This is a genomic window from Fictibacillus sp. 26RED30 (assembly GCF_015903845.1).
GTDB lineage: Bacteria > Bacillota > Bacilli > Bacillales > Fictibacillaceae > Fictibacillus > Fictibacillus phosphorivorans.
In genome coordinates this window covers 1-21845 of sequence record NZ_JACZDV010000001.1, presented here as the reverse complement: position 1 = coordinate 21845, position 21845 = coordinate 1, and the positions used below count along the sequence as shown (strand labels likewise).

Below are 21845 nucleotides of genomic sequence, written 5' to 3'. Positions count from 1 at the left end.
AAGGAGTGAAAACCATGATGCAAAAAGGACTTAAAGGAATCGTTGCTGCGGAAACCGCGATCAGCCACATCGATGGTACTGAAGGTAAGTTAATCTATAGAGGTTATGAGATTGGTGATCTTACTTCACGTTTTTCGTTTGAAGAAGCGGCATACCTTCTTTGGTTCGGTGAACTTCCTGACGATGAACAATTACAAAATCTCAAAAGCGAACTTATAAGAAATCGTGAGCTTCCTCTTCATATAAAAAACATCTTAAATCACCTACCTAAAGACGTGGATATGATGAGTGTAATCCGAACGGCCATTTCCTCTGAAGGTGTCTCGAGTTATGGATGGAAGCCAACCGTTTCTCAAGCCATTCGGTTAACGAGTCTTGTTCCGACCGTCATTTGCTACTGGACAGGTTGTTTGAATGGTAAGCCTTTTGTTGAACCATCCTCCGAGTTAAGTCATGTTGAAAACTATCTATATATGTTAACTGGCGAGATTCCCACCAAAGCCCATACACAAGCACTTGAAACATACATGATCCTAACGCTCGAGCATGGCATGAACGCTTCCACTTTTTCTGCTCGGGTCACAGCATCCACCGAATCGGATATGGTTTCAGCCGCAACATCTGCAATCGGAACGATGAAAGGACCTCTTCATGGCGGAGCACCTTCAGCGGTCATAGACTTGCTTGACGAAATTAGAAAAGCTGGAAGTGCTGAACAAGTGATACGAGGGAAGTTGGAGAATGGTCAGAAGCTCATGGGATTCGGTCACCGTGTTTATAAAACACACGATCCACGAGCGGTAGCACTAAAAGCAAAACTGTTAGAGTTGGTCGGTGAAGATGAGTGGTTAGATCTCGCGCTGGAAGTAGAAAAAACAGCTATAACGTTGCTCGAAGAATATAAACCAGGCAGAGCGTTGTATACGAACGTTGAATTTTACGCCGCAGCGATTATGAAGGCGATCGAACTAGATCCTGCTTTATTCACCGCTACCTTTACAGCAAGTCGAATGGTCGGATGGACTGCTCACATTTTAGAGCAAGCGGAAGACAACACGATTTACCGTCCACAGTCCGTGTATACCGGGAATTTTCACGATAAAGTTCTTTAAACGACTCTCTTTCTAAATGATTGTTTCTTTCAAATTTTTGCCTTCCTTGACAATCGATTGGAGTGGAAGGTGCGAGACTCCTGCGGGACAGGCTGGCAGGTGAGACACTTAAAAGTGAAACGTCCGAATGTGGCTCACCGCCTGCCCCGCGGAAAGCGAGCATCCTGGAATGGAAATCCACTACTTCCAAAAAGAAAATATCAGAGCATCCAATCTACAAGCACCCCTTACTTCAATGGTAAAATAGACAAAATGAACCGTTTGAGAAAGAGGTGCTTTTTCGTGATCCTAAAATCAATTCTATACAGAAAAGAGAAAAAACAAGAAGGATATCCCTTTCAACTTCCACTTCTTCAATCCCTAGAGTCTCTTCACTTTCAAAAACCTGTTACCATCTTAGTAGGTGAAAATGGAACAGGAAAATCTACGCTGCTTGAGGCAATCGCAGATCAAGCCGGTTCTGTTCAGATTAATCGCTCAGAAAAAGAGAACACCGCCATCAAAAAATTAGCGAAGCAGTTAAAACTGACGTGGAGTGTGAAAACGAAAAAAGGATTCTTCCTAAACGCAGAAGATTTTGTTAGCTTTGTGAGGCGTGCAGCAGAAATGAAAGATACGGCGCTACAAGAATTAGCAACCATCGAAGTGGAGTACAAAGACAAGTCTGCTTATGCAAAGAGCCTTGCATCCCTTCCACACAATCGAACGCTAGCTGAACTCAAGGAACTTTATAATGATGGTCTCGAGTTTCGTTCACACGGAGAACGATTTTTAGATTTCTTTCAATCACGCTTTCGCCCGAACGGCTTATATATTCTCGACGAGCCTGAAGTTCCGCTTTCCCCTATGAAACAGTTAAGTTTTATTTCAATGTTAAAAGAGATGGAGCAACAAAACGCACAGTTCATTATTGCGACTCATTCACCCATCTTAATGGCCTATCCCGGTGCAGAAATCATCAGTCTCGATTCCTTGCCACCCGCTCCAACTCCTTACGAAGAACTGGAACATGTGCAGATTACGAAAAACTTTTTGGAGAGTCCGGAGAGGTATTTGAGGCATCTTTAGAAAACCGGACATCATAAGAAATGTTGAAATCAGGAATCTACACACTCAAATAACATAAACAAACGCACAAAAACCAAGAAATATTTACTTTGAGTTTTCCATTTGTAATTTGCCCTTTTTTATTTTCATTTCAATATAATAAAAGATTATTAAATAAGAAATGCTTAATCCTAAGATTGTGTCTAGAATAATTTCGGGATATACACCACCAATAAAAAAATGAATTAAGATACTCATAATGAAGGCAAGTAAAATATATAATACAAACCTAAGTATTTTTGTGGGGTTTAAAAAATTATCTATCAACCAAACCATAGGAAGTAGAAAGCAGAAAGAAATAATTGTTAATAGTACCAAAATGTAGAAATAAGTGGTTAACACAACAAGAATTATATCTGTTTCTCCCTGCCAATCTGTAATAAATATGAAAGCTGTGATTGAAATGGAACCGATTAGTATTGTAATAAAAATTGAGGCGAATCGATAAGCGTTTATATTAAATACTCCTTTACAAACAATGAAAGTAGTCTAGTTGAATTAACTAATATTCACAATTAACTATTTAGATAATAACAAAAAACGAATATCTTCTCGCGTATTTTATTTTGTCTTTATCGCAATAATTTAAACTAGCCATTACAATACAACTTTTTTAATAATCATAAGAAAACGACCAGAAATATTCTGATCGTTTTCTTATGTATTTACATATCCAATAACAGCGTTTATTCATCATTTCCTTAAATTTTTTCCTCTATTGAGCAACTACCTGTTATTTTACATATTTAATTCTTTTTATCAAAATACATCCCATCCACCGACAACGACTGATACGGATTCGCATAATGGGTGTTTTTTTCTTTCTTTTTCTTCATCGTCGAAAGATTGTGCTTAATCTCTTCAAACTGCCGCGTTAAAAGGGGATCAATCGTTTCATTCATCTTTACGATCAAACGCCCCATCCGCTGTTCCTCTTCCGAGTACGTGCCAGGTAAGTTGCTGATTGTCGCTTGTCGCTGATCGAGTAATTCATTTAACCGCTCGATATATATTTCGCGCTCTTCTTTCGGCAAACCTGCGCTCACATGATCATACAGGTTCTTCGTAATCTCAAGCAGAATTTTTACGACAGGCATCACACGCGCCCTGTTTCGCCATGTTGCATGCGGCGGTTGATCTGGATCACTTCTTTCCACGTATTGCGGAAATCCAGCACATAGTCTTCCACTTCATCCAAGATCTTCACGTCATTTTGAATGTTTGCTTCAATCAGACGACGGTTGATGTAATCGTACATCGTCATTAATGACTTTGATACTTCAAGGTCCATATTCAGCGTGACCATCAATTCTTGAATGATTTTTTGTGCTTTTAATAGATTTGTATTCTTTTGTTCTGTATTTTTAAGTTCGATCCCCGTTCGTGCGAGACCGATAAATTTCAAACATCCGTTATAGAGCATGAGCGTCAACTCTCCTGGAGACGCCGTTTGGACTGAGTTATTTTGATACGCCTTGTTTGCGTTGAGTATGGACATGTAAAGGTAACACTCCTTTTTGGTTTAAAATTACTGTCCGCCGCCAAACTGCTGCATTAAGTACATGGATTGTTGGTTGGAACGTTGAATCGCTGACTCCATGGCTGAGAACTGACGCCAATAGCGGTCTTCAACCTGCTTCAAACGATCTTCAAAAGCTGAGATACGCTTGTCTACATCAGTTAACTCTTTCCCTAGAGTGAACTGAGCATTTGTACGAAGCGCGTTTCCTGCTTTTAATTCGATTTTATCGACAGTCTGATCGATCGAGGCACGTAATTTTTTTGCAATGCCTTCTACATTATTCGTGCTATCACCAGTGAACATTTTCATCACAGCTTCGGGATTCGCAGCTAATGCTTCTCTTAGTTTCTTATCATCGATCTCCAGTTTCCCTTTATCGAGGTAGTTACGAGAAGTTGTGATTCCGATCTCAGAAAGCTGATCATATTTCGTGTCTCCTGTATTAACAGAAGCGTAGAGAACTGAACGCATCGTGTTCAATCCACTCGAAAGGATAGAATCTCCACGCAGCATCCCGCTCTTCGCCTTCTCATCCCACAGTTCCGCTTCTTTTTCAGACAAATCTTTGCGCTGCGCATCTGTTAGAGGAGGAAAATCACGGTACTTTGTTTCAGCAGTCTTTTTATTGATCGCTTCAATCGTTTCGTTGTATTTTTTCACAAAATCTTTAATGGAAGTGATTACACCTTCAGTATCAGTGGTTGAACTGATGGTAGATTCTCCGAGTGCTTTTAATGAATAGGAAACTCCACTGATGGTGAAGTTGTTGGAAGTGCGCTCTAATCCAGTAAGTCCGTTCAAATCAAAAATGGCATTTTGGCTAGTATCAGTTCCTCCGAGCTCTTGAGGTCCTGTTGCACCCGGCAGCACACTAGCAAAACCTATATTTTTAAAGAAAGAAACCGTTGTATCGTTACCAAGTGTAATCTTAGAACCTTTTCCTGTTAAGTTGTTTGAGATAACGAACTTCCCTGTAAAATCATCGTAAAAGGCTGACATCTCTAGTCCAGCTTCTGAAAACTTTTTCGCAGTCGATTCTAACGTATCCTTTGTTGGGTCTATCTTAATTGTCTTTGTTACTTCAGTTCCATCTGGTTTTGTAACTTTTATTTCAAGCGGAATTTCGGCCGTTCCTAATGTGGGATTCATTGTCTCTAAAGTTGTTTTCCCACTTGGTTTATTATCGTCTTTATCTTTAACTTGTTCAGACACCCAAGTTCTTGCAGTTGCAAGCTTTGTAACATTAATCTTAGACGTAATATTAGAAGCACTTCCCGCTGCAGTCGCAGTTACTGCATTTGGATTCGTGCTTGTGACGGTCTTCTTATTAAACGTTCCTTGAAGAGCAATTCCATCTAAAACGAAACGATCAAGATCAGTCAGCAGCTTATTCATCGAACGGTAGTCATCACGCTGCCACTCTAGCGTTGTTTTCTTTTGAGCCAGTTTATCGAGTGGGATGCGCTCTGCTTTCATTAAGTCGCCAACAATCGTATCGATGTCCATTCCGCTCGCTAATCCACCAATTCTCATACTCACGGTTCATCACCGTCCCTAAATTTTTTTATCTACAAAAATACCCATAAAATCAATCATATCCGCATACATATCAAGGAACTTTTTGTTTGGAATCTCCTTGAGCACTTCTTGTGTCACTTCATCCACGACCTGAACGTAATAATCGTTCAACTTTTCGTGAAGCACAAATTTTGAAGAAGTGTGTGTTGGCTTTAACATATCGTTCATCGCATGAATTACTTTTTCTAGTGATTCTTTCGTTGGTTTACTCTGTACTGAAGCTTCGGCTTGAGTTGTTTGTTCTGGTTGGTTTTGGCTTTTAAGCACAGGCTCAGACTTTTGAAATACAGGAGAACTTATCGATTGCAGTTCCACCTTCATCGCCCCTTTTATTTTCTCTAAAATTTATATCGGATTCTTCAAAAAATTGTTGAGGAAGAGTAAAGAAAGAAGTTCAGAAAAAAATTTTATTACAATTCTATGAAACTACTCAATCTTCTAATTATTTATTGTAAAATAGTTGCTTAGGAACATAAAAAATGTAGAAAAATGACCAATAATGTCTGCGGCATTTACATATATCAATACACACTCTAAAAAATGAAAAATTGAAAACGAGAGGATTCTGGCAGTAATGAAACACCGACAATCGAAGCAACAGCGAAAACGCAGCCAACAGCCGAACTTAAACGTTAAGCAAACGAAAGCCATGGAACAACCTCTACACAGAAACAGATACATAACTGGCCTTGATGGACTAAGGGCCATCGCCGTACTTGCAGTTATCGCCTATCATCTGAATTTTGAATGGGCGGCAGGCGGTCTGCTAGGGGTTACTGTCTTTTTTGTTTTATCAGGATATCTAATAACCGATCTATTAATCACTGAATATGTATCAACAAATTCCATTAACTTTAAAAACTTCTGGATCCGCCGAGCCCGAAGGTTATTGCCAGCCATGTGTACGATGCTTCTCGTCGTCGTCACATACGTAACCTTGTTCGAGCCAGCCATGATTGAAAAACTTGAAAAAGATACCGTTGCAGCCATTCTTTATGTAAGCAACTGGTGGTATATATTCCAAGACCTTTCGTATTTCGAAAGCTTTGGACCCCCTTCCCTACTAACCCACTTTTGGTCGTTAGCGGTGGAAGAACAATTTTATATCCTATGGCCGTTGGTCATCATCGTTCTATTAAAAATGAAAGTTCGTGAAGGTTCGCTGTTTTCTATGATGCTAGCAGGTGCTCTCCTTTCAGCAGCACTGATGACACTCATGTACGAACCAGGCGCAGATCCGAGCCGTATTTATTACGGAACAGATACGCGGGTTTTCTCCCTTTTACTAGGTGCAAGCCTTGCTGTCATCTGGCCGAGTCGAAAACTGTCTAGCACTCTACCACCTGAGATTCGATGGAAACTAGACTTTGTCGGACTATCTGCGCTCGCTTTTATCTTTTACATGTTCGGAAGCACAGACCAATATCAAGACTTTCTCTACCAAGGTGGAATGGTCGCGATATCTATTGCCGCTCTATTGGTAGTAGCCGTTATGGTCCACCCATCAAGCAGACTCAACACTTGGTTGAGCTTTAAACCATTACGGTGGGTCGGCGTCCGTTCGTATGGCATCTATCTGTGGCACTTCCCGGTTATTGTTCTGACTAGCCCTCAATGGGGAGCGGATGCGCCTAGCTTATTTAGAACGACATTTCAAATTGTACTAATCTTCGTGCTTGCTAACCTATCTTGGAAGTACATTGAGAATCCAATTCGTAAAGGTGCGTTATCGAGATTCTACAGAATAGTGAAACGCGGAGAATGGAAACGTGAACGGTCGTTTATTGGACGGTTTGTGTTAACAGCTTGTATTCTAGGTCTTTTCATGTGCGTATCTGCAATCGGCTTCACGACAACTTCAGTAGCGTTAAGTAAGGGTAAAGTAATCTCTGCTATACAAGACAAAGTCGGCAATGAAGATCCACCGCCAGAGAACACGGTGAGACCAGAATCGAAGCCTGATGGCGGTAAAGAAGACGAAAAACCGGCCGAAGAGCCTGAAGAAAAACCTTCTGAAGAAACACCATCTAATGATGAAGAAAAAGATGAAGAGAAAGAATCTGTTCAAGATACACGCTCACTTTCAGTCATTGGTGATTCCGTAATGATTGACGTGACGCCTCACATAGAGGAAGTATTCCCGAATGCAAAAGTGGACGCAAAAATCGGACGCCAGTTTAGAGAAGCAGAAGATATCGTTCAGCAAAAGAAAAGCTCAGGCAGTTTAGGAGAGATTGTTGTCATTGAGCTTGGAGCGAACGGGCCACTATCTGAGAAGAGAATGCATAACTTAATCGAGCTAATTGGTGATCGAGATATTTATATGATTACGACGCGCGTTCCTAAACCTTGGCAACAAGAAGTGAATGAAACCATTAAGAAAGTCGCTCCAGATTATGACAATGTTAAAGTGGTGGATTGGTTTACGAAGAGTGAGTCCCATCCAGAATACATTGGTCATGATGGTGTTCACTTAACACATACGGGTGCTAAAGAATATGCAGAGTTTCTGATCAAACATATTGACTAAGAAGATAAGCCAATAATCCCAAGCAGAGGATGATTGGCTTTTTCATTTAATCTTTTTTTATTAGTGGATCTTCTTTTCCGTTTGGAGCTGGAAACTCTCCTTTTGGAAGATCCTTTAAGTAATCCGTGAGTTCCGGTAAATAATAGGCTGAAATGGTAATATCGTATTTAAGCTGATCCGTTACAGCATCAGCAGAGGCAATTTCTAACTCATCCATACCTGTAAAAGTAATTCCCTCTACAACGATTACACGTTTTAACTCTTCAATTGTTGTAATGAAATTTCGAATACCATCATAATCTTTTGACACAACAGACATTTTAGCAGTAATCTTTTTAACGCCTTTAGGTAAAACTTCAGGGGCAGCAGGTATTGGTGTTTCACTCTGTTCTACCGTGTCGTTTGGGTTTGAAATGTCACCTTCTACTTCGGTGGCGTTCTCCGTATTTTCAGTATCAGTTGTTTCATCTGCTGCTGGATTCTCAGATGCTTCATCTTCCGTTGTCTCTTCTTCAGCAACAACCTCTTCCTCTTCTAACTCATTGCCATCTGTAAAGTCCATCGTTAGGATGAGGCTATCCGATAAGACTTCCGCTTTCTCGAACTGTAACATTAGTTGATCAACGAGGGGCTTCACAGGCACTTCCTCTTGTAGAGCAAATGTATTTTCACTTGTTTGAGTAGTTACAGCAATGGACTCACTGGCCGTCTTTAGAAGTACCTCTTGCTGCTTCATTTCTGTATCTACCGCTTCAATTCTCTGATGAAGGGGAGATAACAATCCAAAGTATCCATATACTCCACCAATAATTAATAAAAGAATGACACCTAGTCCCACATATGTAAGAAGCTTTTTATTCTCCGCCATTCTCTTCACCTTTTAATTCAAGAATTTTCTCTTTCTCAAATTCAATCTTATACAGACTTCTGTAACGAGGTAGATAATCGTTCATGGCTGTCATATCTTCACCCTCATTGATTTCCTCAAAGTTAGTTGTCTCCATCTTTTCAATGGTAGCAGTAGCTAAATAAGGAGAGTTGGTCAGTTCATATAAATAGTTAGAGATTTCAGCTAGTGTATCAAACTGTGCCTCAACGAGAATTGTCTTTTTGTCTTTATATTCGTATTTCATGAAAAAACCACGTTCTGGAAGCAAGGCAACCAAATGCTGAAGTAAATCGGTAGCAGCGATTTTCTTATCACGAATATAATCAATCTTCTCTGCTAAGGGTGCTGATTCAACTTGTGGAACGGCTTGTTGCTGTTTCTCCAACTGTGTTTGCACTAGAAGTTTTTCTTGTTCTAATAGCCGTTCTTTTTCTTCCAATGTGCCTGCACTCACATAATAGTCGAGCCCTAACCATGTCGCTGATCCTAAAAACAACGTCACTGCCACAATTAATAGAATGGTAGTCTTTAATGATTTACTTTCTTTAACAGGTAAAAGGTTAATATCGACTAACATAGCTGCACCTCTTTTAGCCCGAGACCTAAAACAACATCAAATTGCGGCGGCAGTAATGTGTCAGAGGGTTTGATCGTCAGTACGGGCACATCCAGTTTTGAAGACAATCTTTCTTGAATGTATTTCAACTCTGGCAACTCACCAGACAATACTACTTTCGTGACACCCTGTTCACCTTGATTCATGGTAAACTTGTAATAGTTTACGATGCGCTCTATTTCTACTAGTTTATCTTCTATTAATCCATGTATATATCCTGAATCACCTTGCCATTCAATTCTCTGTACACCAGTAGAATGCTGCTTAAAGTTCCAGCTCTTATAATCAGTCTCCATTTTTAGGTGATTGAAGAAATAAGGCTTATGCTGATGAAAGATACTTAGTTGGACAGCTGAAATATCAAACTGAAGACAAAGCGTGTGATCTTTTTCAGAAACAAGGTCTTTCATATAAATAAGGCGATATAAAGAGACGCATGAAGCATCAGCTACAACTGGTTTTAGCTTGGCATCTGTAAGCAGTGATGAATAATCGTGTACCATTTTTTCCGAAGCAGCAAATAGCAAAATCTCTCGTTTTTCTTCATCCGTTTCAAGTAAAACATAATCAAATACAGGATCCTCAAACGGAAGATGAATGGTATTACCCAGCTCCATATATAAGTAGCCTTTAATCTCTTCGTCCTTTTGATTAGTGGGAACCTGATGTTTCCGAATAACAAGCTTGCTGTCAGGAATCAAGAACTGGACTTCTCGACCTTTGATTCTCCACTCAACTACACACTCTTCTAGAATGGTTAATAAAGTTTCTCGATTTGTAATAAGCCCATCATGAATCAATCCTTCAGGAAGATAACGTTCACCAGAGCTTCTTACATCAAGATCTTCCGGATGACGGTAATCCAAATAGCGGATGACATGATCTTGGAGTATTAAGTTGATTCTTTTTTTGTTGAAAAGACCTAATTTGAACCTCATGATAGTCAGCTCTCCAATGCCTGTTATGATAAAAAATATTAATCCTTTATATCAAATCAGAACTACATTTGTTTCACCATTCTATTATCAATGATAATAGAATGGTGAAACAAATGTGGTTAAAATCCCCCTTCAAAATAGAAGGGGAATTATGAACTAATTGTTTCTACTTCTCGTCCAGATAAGTAGTTAGCTGTTTTTCAGTTGCTGATGTCGCACTTGCTGTAGTATTTGCTAAAGGTACCCCATCATGGTTATTAATACTGTATACGCCATTATTATCTACTGTAACTGACCAAGAAGTGTCTTTCACATTACTAACATACTTTGCTAAATCTGTTTGGTCCCATCCAGTATCACTGTATTTCCCTTCAGTTGAATGAGCTAATTTAGCTGCATTAACAATTTGAACAGCTTCTGTAACTTTAGCTTTTTCTCTCGTGTTAGTAATAATCCCACCAATACTTACAACTGCAATTGCAGCAATAATTCCTAAAATTACGATTACAACTAACAATTCAATTAATGTCAATCCTTTTTCATTTTTTGCATACTTTTTTAAAAGTTTTTTCAACATTTTTCTCATACTCCCTTAATATTGATTTTAAATTTTTATCCAATTGTTTTATATATTTCAAACATTGGTACCATTACTGAAACTACAATCGTACCTACCACAGATGCTAGGAAAACTATCATTAAAGGCTCAATCAGTGCTTTTAATCGATCCGTACCAGTTTCAACTTCTTTTTCATAAAAGTCAGCTACTTTTGCAAGCATTTCGTCTAGTGATCCAGTCTCTTCACCAATTGAAATCATTTGTGTTACGAGAGGTGGAAAAATCCAATGTTGTTTCATTGGTTCAGTTAACCTTCTACCGGCTTCTAGAGAACTTCTGGATTCCCGAATTACTTTAGCTACGACCTCATTTCCCACCACTTTTTCCACAATAGATAGAGATTGTAAGATAGGAACAGAGCTCGAGAATAGTGAACTAAGCGTTCTTGTCATCCTCGCAAGCGCAGACTTTTGAAGTAGTTTTCCGAATATAGGAACTTTTAAAATCACATAATCAAAGTAATACCGGCTTGATTTATTTTTGCGAATAATCAAGAGTGCCAAATAGAATAACACCAAGAACATGAGTAAAAGCCACCAGAAATCCTGCACAAATTCACTTGCTCCTAATACAAACCTAGTTATAGCTGGCAACTCCCCACCTGCGTCTTGAAGCATTTTTGCAAACGTAGGCACGACTTTGGCTAACAAGAAAATTACAACAAACACAGCTACCACCCCGACAATCATCGGGTACATCATCGCTGAAATGATCTTTTGCTTCGTATAATGCTGTTTTTCAAAATAAGTAGCCAGCTGGTCAAGTGTATCGTCCAAACTACCACCTGCTTCTCCTGCAGACACCATGTTTATCACCATCGGTGGAAACACATTTCGGTGCCGACTCATTGCATTAGACAAAGGGTTACCTTGCCGAAGCTCTTCTTCGACATCTGCAAGCACCTTTTGCAGCGCTTTACTCTCTGTCTGAGCAGCCATGATACTAGTCGAATCTACAACGGATACACCAGCACGCAACAATGTTGCAAATTGCCTTAAGAAAATGACAAACTGCTGAGATTTTACTGGACTGCCTAACGAAATTTCTTTGTTAAACAGCGTTTGCTTCATCTCTTGTACTTCTGTGACTGCGATTCCTTTTTCTTTTAACTTTAGAACCGCTTCACGCTTGGATAGTCCAAGAACAGATCCTGTACGTTTTTTTCCGCTCTTGTCACGACCTACATAACTAAACTGTGCCATCTTAGCCTCCCTTCTCCAGGAGATATGGCTCCACGAACTCTCTTGAAACTTCGTTGCGCTCAAGAGCTTCCTTAGCCGACATTTCAAACGTATGCATTCCAGCATTCTTGCTCGTTTGCATCACACTATGAATCTGGTGAATCTTTTCATTGCGGATCAAGTTGGCTACAGCAGGTGAATTGACTAACACCTCTGTAATGGCTCTTCTTCCTTTACCATCATTGGTTGGAAGGAGCCGCTGCGACATGACACCAACTAATACAGAGGCTAACTGAATTCTGATCTGTCCTTGTTGTTCCGGTGGAAACACATCGACGATTCGATCGATCGTTGATGATGCGTTTGTCGTATGTAGCGTGCCTAGAACAAGGTGACCCGTTTCCGCTGCCGTAATAGCGGTTGCAATGGTTTCCAGATCCCGCATTTCCCCAAGTAGAATCACATCAGGGTCTTGACGGAGTGCCGCGCGAAGACCGTTTGCGAAATTGTTCGTATCAAACCCAATTTCACGCTGGTCGATCACGCACGTTCGATGCTTGTGCAAGTACTCGATCGGGTCCTCTAACGTAATTATGTGCCGGCTCATCGTCCGGTTCATAAAATCGATCATCGAGGCAAGAGTCGTAGACTTCCCGCTACCGGTTGGTCCCGTAACAAGTACGAGTCCTTGATGTTTCCCTGCCATCTTTCGTACACTTTCCGGAAGCATTAAATCTTCCATACTCGGAATAGATGTTGGAATGATCCGAAAAGCAAGACTCACACAAGATCGCTGACGATAAGCGTTTACCCTAAAGCGCGACAATCCTTGAATCCCATACGAGATATCAATTTCTCCCGCTTCTTCAAAGTCCCCATAATACTTTTCATCAATGACTAGTTTTGAAATCTGTTCCGTATCCTCTGGTCGCAACGCTTCACTACCGTATCGTTTCAATCCCCCATTGATTCGGAAAACAGGAGGCATTCCAACAGACAGGTGAACATCTGATGCTTTTAATTGAAAGGCTGCTCTCAGCCATTGTTCCAACTTTTCCTTCATGTCAGCACCTACTCGTTGATGGCTACACGCAAGACTTCTTCAGTCGTCGTTAAGCCTTGTTTCACTTTTAGGAACCCATCATCAATCAAAAAGATCGTTCCATTTTTCATTGCATAGTCACGCAATTCTACGATTGGTCTATTATTCATAATGAGCTGGCGAATGTGCTCGTCCACAACTAAAACTTCATGAAGAGCGATCCTGCCTTTATATCCCGTACTGTTGCACATTCCGCAGCCTTTCCCACGAGAAACGGCTTCAATCTTGATACCGCGTTTAGCGAAGATCTCTTTTTCTCGTTCTGTGGCTTTAAACGTTTGTTTACAATCACGGCACACTCTTCGAACCAATCGCTGAGCGATAACTCCAGAAAGAGATGCGGCAACTAAAAATGGTTCAACACCCATATCGGTAAGACGAGCGATCGTACCAATCGAGTCGTTCGTATGAAGCGTACTTAATACTAAGTGACCTGTTAGAGAAGCACGAACTGCAATTTCTGCCGTTTCTGTATCTCGAATCTCCCCGATCATAACGATGTCAGGATCTTGCCGGAGAATCGAACGTAAACCGCTTGCAAACGTAAGACCGACCGAAGAATTCACTTGTATTTGGTTAATTCCAGCCAATTGGTATTCAACCGGATCCTCAATCGTTACAAGGTTCACTTCTTCTGTATTCAGTTTGTTTAATGCTGCATACAGAGTAGAAGATTTACCTGATCCCGTTGGACCCGTAATTAAGATGATTCCGTTCGGCTGTTTGATTAGATTTGTAAACCGCTGCATGTTCAGCTTGTTAAAACCTAGATTTTCTAGATGATTTAATGAACTTCCGAGATCAAGAATACGCAGAACAATCTTCTCTCCATAGATAGCGGGCAATGTAGAGACACGAAGATCTACAGGATGCATATCAAGCGTCATCTTAATTCTGCCATCTTGAGGCAGTCGGCTTTCGGTTATGTTCAAGTTCGCCATAATCTTAATACGAGCCGTCAGCATATTCTGCATATGCTTTGGTAGACTTCGTTCTGTTTTTAGCATTCCATCAATTCGATAACGCACGACCAGCTTTGTCTCATGAGGATCAAAATGAATATCACTGGCTTTTTGCTGAACACCTTGCTGTATGATCTGGTTTACGAGTTTAACGATTGGAGAATCTTCCTCTGTCATTCGGCTGTCATCACTTAACGACGCACCTTGTGGCAAAAGATCAAGAAACTCGTCCATAGAATCATCGATATCGTAATACTTGTTATGAGCACGGATGATATCGTCTTTCGCTGATATCGCACGTTCAATTTGAAAACCCGTTGTTAATCGCAAATCATCGATAACGGTAAAATCCATAGGATCTGCCATCGCAACAAAGAGCTTGTCTGCTTCTTTTTTCACCGGCATGAGAAAATGTCTTCTTGCAAACTCTCTTGGGACAATCGCTACTGCTTGTTCATCGATCGGATAGCGATACAAGCTTAAGTGCGGAATGCCGAGTTGAAATTCAAGTACCTCAATAAGCTGTTGTTCCGTCAGCAGACCTTTTTCGATAAAAGCATCACCAAGTTTTTGATTGCTGCGTTTTTCTTTTAACGTTTGCTGAAGAACTTCTTCAGAAATTAATCCAGACTCTACTAAGAGATCACCAAGGCGTTTTTTTTGAACGATCATTGCGCATCACCGTCTCTCTCTTTACCAGGAATACTAGGAATCGTTTCTTTTTCTGGAACAGGCTTTGATGTAGTTGGTTTATCCGAAGGGTCTGTGCCTGGAATACCTGGCATTACAGGTACATATGGGTTCATCGGATTATTCGGATCTGGATAATACGGGAAAGGATACGGATATGGCGTTCCAGGTGTACCTTCTTCTGGTGTTGTTTCAGGCGTTTCCTCTTCCTCAACCGGATAGCCTCTCTCCTCTATACGATGTCGCGGAGGATAAAAGTCTTCTGCCAGCTTTTCAGAAGCCACTTCCTCACCACCAGAACCAAACGATTTACGATAGATCGTTGCCAAGTAGCCTTCCCTTCCACCACTTACAGTAACTGCACTCAGAATTGATGCCAGCTGGTCATTAAAATGAATAATGGTCTTTGGTTCAAATACTTGCTTGTCCACTTTGACGGTATATGTATAAGGAAGTGGTACCCCAACAATCGAAACACTTAAATTGTTTCCGTCCATCATAAAGTTGAACTTATAAGACGAAGCATTTGTATTCTTAAAAGCCAGGTCCATGTCTTGAGGTTTAACGAGTGCTTCGTATCCGAGTGACGCATAATCAGGCAGCTCTCTTGATGTATGACGTTCGATGATGCTGAAGTTTGTTTTTTGTATTGCTCCATAAATGCCACTAGCCAACACGTTAAGATCAATTGAATCTTGTGCGGTCATATCTACTTCTTCTAGAGCTCCAATTAATGAGAAAACTTGTCCTGGTTTCATCTCATAATTTTCTAAACCCTCTACCCAATCTTCCAAGAGAACATACTCTCCTGGGAGTTTAATCGTGCTTTCACTCACCACTTCTTCTGCTTGTCCGAACGTAGTGAGAAATTCGTTGATGGGAACTTCAAGTTCAGCTGTTTGTAAGGTAGAGCCTATTTTTTTCAGATGTGCATGTAGCATCTCTTCATCCAATAATTCTGTAAGTCCACTAACTTGAAGTTGTTGTATGGATTGTTCAACAGTTTCTTTGTTTACATTTACTAGTAGTGGTGATGAAGTACCCGAAAGGTTCTTCAGACTATCTTCAACCTGAAACTGCCATACATCACTATGCAATTTAACTTTTTTCTCGTTGTAAACGAAATACACGGGATGGTCGTTTTGCCACTGCGATACTTTTTCGTTTACCAGTGGTAATGCTTCAGATTTCGCAACATTTTCTAAAGGCACAGAAGCTACCGCAACCCCCGTACCATACTTTTCTTCTTCGAAAATATTAGAGTATACCTTTGTCCCTAAGTGACTAAACAAGAAAAGAAAAAGAGCTGCAAGGCTAAGGGATGCAAAGATCACAAGAAAATTTTTATAGTTGAATTCTCTTTTAGCCATCGCGTACTCTTTAGCCCACAACGTTCATGGAAAGTTCCGCTAGAACGGCTGGTCCTTTCTCTTGAGCTTTTCGCACATCCTCTTTATTTAGAGTGGTTCCATTTGGAAATAAAAGCTCACCGTTTCTTTCAAAAATATCTTTAGTAGTCGTTCGTCCAGTCAATAATTTCAGTTGCTTTTCTTGGAACTCAGATAGCTCGTTTGTTTCAACAGACACAGCTACCTCTTCTTCTACTTCAACAACGCCACCTACTAAAGATTCAGCTTTATCTAAAAAGTTTAATTGTGCTTCTTCTTTAATAACGATCAAATCACGTCCATACGTGATAAGTTGTTCGGATGAAAGGATTACTTTCTTTGAACGCAGTGACAATTCCAGGCCTAGAATCGCTCCAGTGTCTTCGTTGATAAAGAACTCTGTAGCTTCTCCAATCAGTTGACCTTTACGATCAATCAACTTAGCTCCTACAACAGTAATTTTCTTTTGCACAAGTTCGTTTGCGATCGGAATCTCTGTTAAGTCAAAGATCGATGTGCTATCTTCAATCATTACTGCAAACTCTCCAACACCTACGATTTTCTTAAACGGCACCGCACGTACGCTGATCTGCCAGTCCGCATGTTCAACCGTTAGGAAATCAACCATCCCTTCTTTTGGATTAACGACCAATGATTTTACATGTCCTACTTCTGCTCCGTCTGCAATACTGATAATAGGCAGTCCAACAAATTGATTACTTTTTTTCATATTACTCACCCAGTCCTTTATGTTTTAAATAATTATGTTATTTGTTCGTTTCTTTGTATCTTTGAAGCTCTTCTAAAATTACAGCATAGTGGCTTAGCTTTTCTTCCATCGTCTCAATTAATGGATTGATGCTGCTTAAATCACTAGATGTAACATAAGAATCTAGTAACAGTTTCGAGAACAGATAGAAGTCTTTGTCTGATAGTTTTTGGTTCAATAACGTGACGAGCATTTCTTGATAAGAGCTATGATCACCTGTCTCTTCGTACGAGTGCAAGGTACTTAGAAACATATCCTGCAACTCTGCATTCATGTCAGGTGTACTGATCTCAACGGTTTCGTTTATAGAAGCTTCAACTTCTTCTATTTCCGATACTTCTTCTGTATCCAACACGTGAATTACATCTTGTTCTACAAATAAAGGATTTTCTTCAACAGATTCTACTGTTTCAGGTAATTCTTCCAATGGTGTTTCAATTTCAGATTCAACTCGGATAGGCTCTTCTAATGTGTTTTTAACTTCGATGATAGGTTCTTCCATGATGTGGGCTTCTTCGGTGTTTGTCTCTTCAATCGCAGTTAACAACTCTTCTGTATCCTCTACTTCTAGTAGTTCCTCAAGCATGGATTCTGCTGATGATTCATTATCCTCCGAATTAAAGTTCTTATCATGAGATAGTTCTTCGGTTGGTTCAATGATCTCATCGAGTGATAAGATTTCAATATTTTCTGGTGTCTCTACTATTGTGTTCGTTTCACCTAAATCTTCTAATAATGAGGCTCGTTGTAAAAGAATCTCCTCATTCTCTATATCGGTAGCTATAGGCACATTCGTAAGCTCTTCATCAGATATTTCTCTCGTTTCTTTTAAGAATTCGAATTCATCTTCAATAGATTCAGAGAGTATGTCTTCTGTTTCCATTTCTTCTACAGGCAAAACGATATCTATACTCATTTTTTCTTCTTCTGCTATAATTTCGTCAATATCTAAATCTAATAGTTCAATAGGATCTAACGCTTGTAAATTTTCAGCTATCAATGAACCTTCTTCAAATACTTTTATTTCATTATCTAATTCACTGCTCATTAGTGGCTCTTCTATTGCAGCAGCGTGTTCATGTTGTTCTATAAGACTCTCTTGTACCTTATTCTCAATTCCTTTTTCATTATTCGAAAAAGAAAAAACTAAATTTGGTTGTCCTGTACTTACTGAAACCAAGTTCATTTTTTTTGCTGCTATGTACGACATAATGAAAGCGATTGACATAATTGCAGTAAGAGCAAATCCGAATGATAGATTATCAAGTAAGAACAAACCTCCTAAAGCCAACAGAAATGCCAACCCTAGTAGCATCATCTTTAATGGTAATGAAACGTTTGACGGATAAAAATATAACAGCGAACCTACGAATAATGTGATTACTAACAAGACAATAATTTGTATCAATGATCTCTCCTCAATTCCAATATTCGCTAATTAAACCTATAATACTACATTTTTACTAAAAATCATCCAATAATATCAAACTTTTCTAAAAAATATTGTATAATTAGGGTGAAATTTAGTATTTACTAGTTCTTTTTGACTAAATGATTCAGAGGATGTGTATGATGCTTTCAGAAAAAGGATTCTCTCTCATAGAAGTTCTAGTTTCACTGACGATCCTCTCCGTTTCTGTAATAGGTATAACGCAATTTTTCCACCAGGCTAACCAAATATCAGCAGGAAATAACACTAAACTAGTAGCTACCAATCTAGCTCGCATGACGCTGGAGCGAGTGCAAACAAATCCAGAAAGTTTTGGATTCACTCTTACACCAGGGACATACTCAAGTACAATCTGCAAAACACAAGCGTGTTTGGATTTGTACAAAGTTCAGATTAATAATAAAAGTTATACAATTAGTATTAAAATCTCGCAATCAACCGATGAAAAGAATATAGGGATTTTTAGCACGAACATTTCGGTAGATTACGGTAAACCTAAACTCTCCACAGTAGAGGGGTACATAAAAGATGCAAAAAGTACAAACTAAATATCTTAATCAAAAAGGATTAACTTTAATTGAATCTCTGTTGTCCCTACTACTCTTTTCTATTATCGGTACTGTTGTCTATTTTGTTTTGCTAAATGGGCTCACAACCGAAAAGAAAATATATACAGAAACGCTCATTCGTGATGAAGCTGACCTTGTAATGTCCCAAATCATTGATAATCTTTACACAGCAACGTATACAAAAGTTAAAGCTGTTACAGGTCAACAGAATATGCTAATTTATCAAATCGATAATAATACGTCGCGGACCGTTGGCTTCCTTAATAATCAACCTGTTGTCAATGGACAATCTATTAGTACAAACGAATTCAATTTTAATAATTCCTCCATTACTTTAAAAGACGATAGCGTAATTATTTCCTTAGTGGTAGCTAGCAAAAAGAATGCTAACGCAAAGCCTTTAGAACTAAAAAGTCAATTCAGATTAATGGAGGAATAAAACATGAAGTATGTAAAATCAGACAGAGGAAACACATTAATTATCGTCTTATTAATGATTGTTATTTTTACTATTGCGGGCCTATCATTAATCTCTACAACCTTTAATGGTGTTAAGAAAACAGATGCACGAGAAACCGATATCAAATCGGTAGAGTTAGCAGAAAAGGGAATTGATTACCTCACGATATTATTAGAAACCAAATCAAAAAATTTCATCAGTCTCCCTACAAATGAATTCAACTCAGCACTCACAAGCCTATTACAGAACTATGAAGTGGGAAGTGCAGAGGCAGACTTCAAACCTACTACCTCTGTCATACCAACAGAAAACAATGCTGATACACTTAAAGTTAAAATCTATGATCGGTACAAGTTAACTGATAATATAGAGGATCTTACGCAAGTCATGACTTTGCATAGTGAGGCAACAGTAAACGGGAAGAAGAAGACATTAATATCCACCATTAAACTTGGAGGAAAACAAACACCTGAAGCCTTGGATTATGCTCTTGGCTCATACAATCCACAATCCTCTACAAATCCGGATGATGGAAATATGTTTTTACATGGCGGTGTTGCAATAACTGGGGATCTTTACGTTGAAGGAAATTTGATTACTAGAGACCAGGGGTTTTCCATTGAAAACGGAAATGAAAGGTGGATTCCTTCTGACTTTCCAAGTATAGAAGGTACTAACGGGAAAAAGGCGCATCTTATATTACAAAAAAAACTTTATACATTAGATACAAATCGTACTTATAATAATCATATAAACGAGACAAATTTTCCAAATAGAATTAGTTATTATTCTGAAGTGAATTCTGAAGACGTTGAAGATGCTTTTGCCAATTATAGCAAAGTGGGACGAGATTTTATTCCGACAGTAAAAAAAACAAATCCAAACTTTACTCCTATAAATATATTAGGGGAAAGGAGCAAGTATTATTTTACTAATACTAGAGGTTCCATCTCACCGGTTACTACAGAACAGAATTGTTATTTTTTGAGTATATCAGGATATCCAAAATGTAATTATACAGGCAACAACGGAAATGTTTATGCAGATTTAAACACTGCCTATTTTGATGGCAGCTATACATTTAAAAGATTGAGCACCAGATCCGATGCACGATTTATGGGTTCCAGCACAAAATGGAATAAACTCACTTTTAAAGAAGGGGCATATGTTGGCGGGAACTTAACGATTGGCTCAAGTTCACTTACTCCTGGTGGGTATAATAAAGACGAATATCAAAAAATTGAAATTGACGGACCATTATTTATAGATGGTAACCTTAACTTACGGAACGCCTATGTTAAGTTTAATTCAACGGTTTATGTAACCGGGAAAACGAACATTCAATATTCCAGGCTGGAAGGAATTAAGAAAACCACAAATTCACCAGAAACCTCTCTAATTCTCTTTGGTAAAGAAGATATCCATATAGCCAACAATAACGTATATCAAGATATACCAAATATCGTTAGAGGGTTTTTCTATTCAGAAGACTTAATGGAAATTTATGGAGTGGCTTCTAATGTGGAAATCCAAGGCGGAGTTTTCGGGAGAAAGGTAGTTTTAAACGCCACACGCGGTGAAGTAAACGATAGTCGTAATGGCATTGATTATGCAAAAAATCAGAGGTCTATTTCTCCAGACGATTCCCGTTTAACGATTATTTATAATCCAGAACTTATTCGAAACCCTCCAGAAGGACTACCAACCGTAACCGAGTTAAGCGTTACTAAGATTAATAGATATTTAAAATAGCCTTCCACGTGGAAAGGCTTTTTTTATTTGACTAACCATATATTAATGACCAAATGCCACACAATGACGATGATATAAACAACCAATGCAATGCTAAGCAAGACTTGAACCCTAGTCTTCAAAGGGATAAATCCAATCGCGATAATTAAGTAGGTAAAAAAGAATTTAACAAGGAGAAAGATCGTAGGATCGTATTCATACAACCCACGCATTAATGGATTAAGCTCTATTCCACCCTTTTGCAGCAACTGATGTGTAAATAAGGCGTCTGCTGCATTTAAAATGCCTAAAATTAAACAGATCCATAGATGCTTTTGTATCCGAAATACTCGATCCATCTCCACACTCTCCTTCTCTTATACTGAAGTATACCCATAATAGAAGAGAAAGTTTACTAGAAATGTGTTGCAAAAGAGACTGGAAGGAGTTAAAAATACGAAAACAACACCTAATATTTACATTAATATTAGGTGCTGTGTGGTTATCCTATAATTACGTTAATATAAATTATTTTTCCATTATTCTTTACAGTGAGCGTTGCCTTATAATTCTTCGGCGCATTACTCGGCACTTTGATCAAACCGTTGCCGTCCACCGTCGCATAGTTCGTA

General features: G+C 39.1%; 21 protein-coding genes. 6 read left to right on the top strand and 15 right to left on the bottom strand.

The annotated features are described in order from the left end of the window. Window positions 1-14 precede the first annotated feature (14 nt). Together IHV11_RS00105 and IHV11_RS00100 are read left to right on the top strand one after the other, a co-directional pair. Window positions 15-1112 carry a citrate synthase/methylcitrate synthase gene (locus IHV11_RS00105; protein ID WP_197193360.1) on the top strand — a complete coding sequence of 366 codons (1098 nt, stop codon included), beginning with the start codon at window positions 15-17 and terminating at the stop codon, window positions 1110-1112. 282 nt (window positions 1113-1394) lie between these two features. After that, the gene (locus IHV11_RS00100) at window positions 1395-2180 is read left to right on the top strand and encodes an AAA family ATPase (protein WP_370568611.1); all 786 of its coding nucleotides are present in this window, start codon (window positions 1395-1397) and stop codon (window positions 2178-2180) included. A 785-nt stretch (window positions 2181-2965) separates the two neighbouring features. On the opposite strand, the gene IHV11_RS00095 is transcribed toward IHV11_RS00100, so the two are convergent. From IHV11_RS00095 to flaG, 4 genes are read right to left on the bottom strand one after another with little or no spacing between them, the layout of a single operon-like run. Then, entirely contained in the window at window positions 2966-3316 is a 351-nt protein-coding gene (locus IHV11_RS00095; RefSeq protein WP_197193359.1) for a flagellar protein FliT, read from the bottom strand. Then, entirely contained in the window at window positions 3316-3717 is a 402-nt protein-coding gene (gene fliS / locus IHV11_RS00090; protein ID WP_066397945.1) for a flagellar export chaperone FliS, read from the bottom strand. The genes IHV11_RS00095 and fliS overlap by 1 nt, the downstream gene beginning before the upstream one ends. 30 nt (window positions 3718-3747) lie before the next feature. Further along, on the bottom strand, window positions 3748-5274 hold the full coding sequence (locus IHV11_RS00085; protein ID WP_197194880.1) for a flagellar hook-associated protein 2: 1527 nt from the start codon (window positions 5272-5274) through the stop codon (window positions 3748-3750). A 21-nt stretch (window positions 5275-5295) separates the two neighbouring features. After that, window positions 5296-5634: a flagellar protein FlaG gene (flaG, locus tag IHV11_RS00080; protein ID WP_370568610.1), complete on the bottom strand. Its 339-nt coding sequence runs from the start codon at window positions 5632-5634 to the stop codon at window positions 5296-5298. 259 nt (window positions 5635-5893) lie between these two features. Between flaG and IHV11_RS00075 the strand changes: the two genes are divergently transcribed. After that, entirely contained in the window at window positions 5894-7849 is a 1956-nt protein-coding gene (locus tag IHV11_RS00075; RefSeq protein ID WP_231620159.1) for an acyltransferase family protein, read from the top strand. Window positions 7850-7895: 46 nt separating this feature from the next. On the opposite strand, the gene IHV11_RS00070 is transcribed toward IHV11_RS00075, so the two are convergent. The 10 genes from IHV11_RS00070 to IHV11_RS00025 all read right to left on the bottom strand — a co-directional run bounded on the left by IHV11_RS00070 (window position 7896) and on the right by IHV11_RS00025 (window position 18411). After that, the gene (locus IHV11_RS00070; protein WP_197193357.1) at window positions 7896-8717 is read right to left on the bottom strand and encodes a hypothetical protein; all 822 of its coding nucleotides are present in this window, start codon (window positions 8715-8717) and stop codon (window positions 7896-7898) included. Next, window positions 8704-9315: a PilN domain-containing protein gene (locus IHV11_RS00065; protein ID WP_197193356.1), complete on the bottom strand. Its 612-nt coding sequence runs from the start codon at window positions 9313-9315 to the stop codon at window positions 8704-8706. Before IHV11_RS00065 ends, IHV11_RS00070 begins: the two co-directional genes overlap by 14 nt. After that, the gene (pilM, locus tag IHV11_RS00060) at window positions 9309-10292 is read right to left on the bottom strand and encodes a type IV pilus biogenesis protein PilM (RefSeq protein WP_197193355.1); all 984 of its coding nucleotides are present in this window, start codon (window positions 10290-10292) and stop codon (window positions 9309-9311) included. The genes IHV11_RS00065 and pilM overlap by 7 nt, the downstream gene beginning before the upstream one ends. 166 nt (window positions 10293-10458) lie before the next feature. Further along, window positions 10459-10869 (bottom strand): type II secretion system protein, encoded by a 411-nt coding sequence (locus tag IHV11_RS00055; protein ID WP_197193354.1) that lies wholly within the window; start codon window positions 10867-10869, stop codon window positions 10459-10461. A 35-nt stretch (window positions 10870-10904) separates the two neighbouring features. Further along, window positions 10905-12113 (bottom strand): type II secretion system F family protein, encoded by a 1209-nt coding sequence (locus IHV11_RS00050; RefSeq protein ID WP_197193353.1) that lies wholly within the window; start codon window positions 12111-12113, stop codon window positions 10905-10907. A gap of 1 nt (window position 12114) precedes the next feature. Then, entirely contained in the window at window positions 12115-13155 is a 1041-nt protein-coding gene (locus tag IHV11_RS00045) for a type IV pilus twitching motility protein PilT (protein ID WP_197193352.1), read from the bottom strand. An 8-nt stretch (window positions 13156-13163) separates the two neighbouring features. After that, window positions 13164-14828 (bottom strand): GspE/PulE family protein, encoded by a 1665-nt coding sequence (locus tag IHV11_RS00040; protein WP_197193351.1) that lies wholly within the window; start codon window positions 14826-14828, stop codon window positions 13164-13166. Next, entirely contained in the window at window positions 14825-16216 is a 1392-nt protein-coding gene (locus IHV11_RS00035) for a VanW family protein (RefSeq protein WP_197193350.1), read from the bottom strand. The genes IHV11_RS00040 and IHV11_RS00035 overlap by 4 nt, the downstream gene beginning before the upstream one ends. Window positions 16217-16226: 10 nt before the next feature. Continuing rightward, window positions 16227-16964, bottom strand: coding sequence for a PRC-barrel domain-containing protein (locus tag IHV11_RS00030; RefSeq protein ID WP_197193349.1), 738 nt, complete (start codon window positions 16962-16964; stop codon window positions 16227-16229). A 37-nt stretch (window positions 16965-17001) separates the two neighbouring features. After that, complete coding sequence (locus tag IHV11_RS00025; RefSeq protein WP_197193348.1) at window positions 17002-18411, bottom strand: hypothetical protein; 1410 nt, start codon at window positions 18409-18411, stop codon at window positions 17002-17004. Between the two features lie 161 nt (window positions 18412-18572). Between IHV11_RS00025 and IHV11_RS00020 the strand changes: the two genes are divergently transcribed. Genes IHV11_RS00020 through IHV11_RS00010 form a run of 3 tightly spaced genes read left to right on the top strand, consistent with a single transcriptional unit; the run spans window position 18573 to window position 21234 of the window. Continuing rightward, window positions 18573-19001 carry a type IV pilus modification PilV family protein gene (locus IHV11_RS00020; protein ID WP_197193347.1) on the top strand — a complete coding sequence of 143 codons (429 nt, stop codon included), beginning with the start codon at window positions 18573-18575 and terminating at the stop codon, window positions 18999-19001. Further along, complete coding sequence (locus IHV11_RS00015) at window positions 18982-19461, top strand: prepilin-type N-terminal cleavage/methylation domain-containing protein (RefSeq protein WP_197193346.1); 480 nt, start codon at window positions 18982-18984, stop codon at window positions 19459-19461. The genes IHV11_RS00020 and IHV11_RS00015 overlap by 20 nt, the downstream gene beginning before the upstream one ends. Window positions 19462-19464: 3 nt before the next feature. Further along, window positions 19465-21234 (top strand): hypothetical protein, encoded by a 1770-nt coding sequence (locus IHV11_RS00010; RefSeq protein ID WP_197193345.1) that lies wholly within the window; start codon window positions 19465-19467, stop codon window positions 21232-21234. A gap of 23 nt (window positions 21235-21257) precedes the next feature. Here the strand turns inward: IHV11_RS00010 and IHV11_RS00005 are convergent, their stop codons facing one another. Continuing rightward, window positions 21258-21572, bottom strand: coding sequence for a DUF5658 family protein (locus IHV11_RS00005; RefSeq protein WP_197193344.1), 315 nt, complete (start codon window positions 21570-21572; stop codon window positions 21258-21260). Between the last annotated feature and the right edge of the window lie 273 nt (window positions 21573-21845).

Coding starts and splice junctions, on each gene's coding strand:
- IHV11_RS00105 (WP_197193360.1), top strand. CDS start 15: ATGATGCAAAAAGGACTTAAAGGAATCGTTGCTGCGGAAACCGCGATC.
- IHV11_RS00095 (WP_197193359.1), bottom strand. CDS start 3,316: ATGCCTGTCGTAAAAATTCTGCTTGAGATTACGAAGAACCTGTATGAT.
- fliS (WP_066397945.1), bottom strand. CDS start 3,717: ATGTCCATACTCAACGCAAACAAGGCGTATCAAAATAACTCAGTCCAA.
- IHV11_RS00085 (WP_197194880.1), bottom strand. CDS start 5,274: ATGAGAATTGGTGGATTAGCGAGCGGAATGGACATCGATACGATTGTT.
- IHV11_RS00075 (WP_231620159.1), top strand. CDS start 5,894: ATGAAACACCGACAATCGAAGCAACAGCGAAAACGCAGCCAACAGCCG.
- IHV11_RS00070 (WP_197193357.1), bottom strand. CDS start 8,717: ATGGCGGAGAATAAAAAGCTTCTTACATATGTGGGACTAGGTGTCATT.
- IHV11_RS00065 (WP_197193356.1), bottom strand. CDS start 9,315: ATGTTAGTCGATATTAACCTTTTACCTGTTAAAGAAAGTAAATCATTA.
- pilM (WP_197193355.1), bottom strand. CDS start 10,292: ATGAGGTTCAAATTAGGTCTTTTCAACAAAAAAAGAATCAACTTAATA.
- IHV11_RS00055 (WP_197193354.1), bottom strand. CDS start 10,869: ATGTTGAAAAAACTTTTAAAAAAGTATGCAAAAAATGAAAAAGGATTG.
- IHV11_RS00050 (WP_197193353.1), bottom strand. CDS start 12,113: ATGGCACAGTTTAGTTATGTAGGTCGTGACAAGAGCGGAAAAAAACGT.
- IHV11_RS00045 (WP_197193352.1), bottom strand. CDS start 13,155: ATGAAGGAAAAGTTGGAACAATGGCTGAGAGCAGCCTTTCAATTAAAA.
- IHV11_RS00040 (WP_197193351.1), bottom strand. CDS start 14,828: ATGATCGTTCAAAAAAAACGCCTTGGTGATCTCTTAGTAGAGTCTGGA.
- IHV11_RS00035 (WP_197193350.1), bottom strand. CDS start 16,216: ATGGCTAAAAGAGAATTCAACTATAAAAATTTTCTTGTGATCTTTGCA.
- IHV11_RS00030 (WP_197193349.1), bottom strand. CDS start 16,964: ATGAAAAAAAGTAATCAATTTGTTGGACTGCCTATTATCAGTATTGCA.
- IHV11_RS00020 (WP_197193347.1), top strand. CDS start 18,573: ATGATGCTTTCAGAAAAAGGATTCTCTCTCATAGAAGTTCTAGTTTCA.
- IHV11_RS00015 (WP_197193346.1), top strand. CDS start 18,982: ATGCAAAAAGTACAAACTAAATATCTTAATCAAAAAGGATTAACTTTA.
- IHV11_RS00010 (WP_197193345.1), top strand. CDS start 19,465: ATGAAGTATGTAAAATCAGACAGAGGAAACACATTAATTATCGTCTTA.
- IHV11_RS00005 (WP_197193344.1), bottom strand. CDS start 21,572: ATGGATCGAGTATTTCGGATACAAAAGCATCTATGGATCTGTTTAATT.